This is a genomic window from Streptomyces chilikensis (genome assembly GCF_001642695.1).
Classification (GTDB): domain Bacteria; phylum Actinomycetota; class Actinomycetes; order Streptomycetales; family Streptomycetaceae; genus Streptomyces; species Streptomyces chilikensis.
Genome location: NZ_LWCC02000005.1, coordinates 3,889,853 through 3,891,203 on the forward strand (window position 1 = coordinate 3,889,853; position 1,351 = coordinate 3,891,203).

Consider the following 1,351-nt stretch of genomic DNA (forward strand, 5'->3'; position numbering starts at 1 on the left):
CTGGTGTACGACCGCCGCCGCGAGGGCTACGACCCGCTGCAGAAGCTGATGCGGCTCTTCGAGGGCGCCACCGCCAAGTCGCTGAAGGCCGGCAAGGCCGAGGAACTGGCCGCGCTGCCGCTGGACGAGCGCCTCAAGCGGCGCATCATCGACGGCGAGCGCAACGGCCTGAAGGCCGACCTCGACGAGGCGCTGACCACCCGCAAGGCCCTCGACATCGTCAACGACACCCTGCTGGACGGCATGAAGGTGGTCGGCGAGCTGTTCGGCTCCGGCCAGATGCAGCTGCCGTTCGTCCTGCAGTCCGCCGAGGTCATGAAGACGGCCGTGGCGCACCTCGAGCCGCACATGGAGAAGGTCGAGGGCGACGAGGCGGGCAAGGGCACCATCGTGCTGGCCACCGTCCGCGGCGACGTCCACGACATCGGCAAGAACCTCGTCGACATCATCCTCTCCAACAACGGCTACAACGTCGTCAACCTGGGCATCAAGCAGCCCGTCTCGGCGATCCTGGACGCGGCCGAGGAGCACCGGGCCGACGTCATCGGCATGTCCGGCCTGCTGGTGAAGTCCACAGTGATCATGAAGGAGAACCTGGAGGAGCTGAACCAGCGCGGTCTGGCCGCCCGCTTCCCGGTGATCCTCGGCGGCGCCGCCCTCACCCGCGCCTACGTCGAACAGGACCTGCACGAGATCTACCAGGGCGAGGTCCGCTACGCCCGGGACGCCTTCGAGGGACTGCGCCTGATGGACGCGCTGATCGGCATCAAGCGCGGCGTGCCGGGCGCCAAGCTGCCTGCCCGCCCCGCCGTTCTGGGGCACCCGCGTGGTCAAGGGCATCCAGCTCAAGGAATACGCCTCCTGGCTGGACGAGGGCGCGCTGTTCAAGGGGCAGTGGGGCCTGAGGCAGGCCCGCACCGGTGACGGCCCGTCCTACGAGGAACTGGTCGAGACCGAGGGCCGGCCCAGGCTGCGCGGCCTGCTGGACCGGCTGCAGACGGAGAACCTGCTGGAGGCCGCCGTCGTCTACGGCTACTTCCCCTGCGTCTCCAAGGGCGACGACCTGATCCTGCTCGACGAGGACGGTGGCGAGCGCACCCGCTTCACCTTCCCCCGCCAGCGCCGCGGCCGCCGGCTCTGCCTGGCCGACTTCTTCCGCCCCCAGGAGTCCGGCGAGACCGACGTGGTCGGCCTCCAGGTCGTCACCGTCGGCTCCAGGATCGGCGAGGAGACCGCCCGGCTGTTCGCCGCCGACTCCTACCGCGACTACCTCGAACTGCACGGCCTGTCGGTCCAGCTCGCCGAGGCCCTCGCCGAGTACTGGCACGCCCGGGTCCGCTCCGAACTCGGC

At 69.9% G+C, this 1,351-nt stretch carries 2 protein-coding genes; both read left to right on the forward strand.

Annotation, left to right across the window (positions count from 1 at the left end):
* Nucleotides 1-924, forward strand: a 924-nt coding sequence (locus A2U95_RS17395) for a B12-binding domain-containing protein (protein WP_420857001.1), incomplete at its 5' end; no start/stop codon positions are given.
* A partial coding sequence (locus tag A2U95_RS33785) for a vitamin B12 dependent-methionine synthase activation domain-containing protein (RefSeq protein WP_420857002.1) occupies nt 827-1,351 on the forward strand: 525 nt, incomplete at its 3' end. The genes A2U95_RS17395 and A2U95_RS33785, both read left to right, overlap by 98 nt.